Source organism: Levilactobacillus koreensis JCM 16448 (assembly GCF_001435525.1).
Classification (GTDB): domain Bacteria; phylum Bacillota; class Bacilli; order Lactobacillales; family Lactobacillaceae; genus Levilactobacillus; species Levilactobacillus koreensis.
Window position 1 is genome coordinate 1 of sequence record NZ_AZDP01000025.1, and the last position, 225, is coordinate 225.

The 225-nt window shown below is 47.1% G+C and carries 1 rRNA gene; it reads right to left on the reverse strand.

Going from position 1 to position 225, the window contains the following annotated elements:
* Window positions 1-2: 2 nt before the first annotated feature.
* A 5S ribosomal RNA gene (gene rrf / locus FC99_RS01650) occupies window positions 3-119 on the reverse strand.
* Between the last annotated feature and the right edge of the window lie 106 nt (window positions 120-225).

The window sequence follows — 225 nt, forward strand, 5'->3', positions numbered from 1 at the left end:
TCGCGTGGCAACGTCCTATCCTCGCAGGGGGCGATCCCCCAACTACTATCGGCGTGCTAAAGCTTAACTTCCGTGTTCGGCATGGGAACGGGTGTATCCTTTAGGCTATCGCCACCACACTATAAGAGAACTTCTTCCCTCAAAACTAGATATTATTCAATTATTTTCTCTTGAGAACACCACGTTTTACAACTTGGTTAAGTCCTCGACCGATTAGTACTGGTC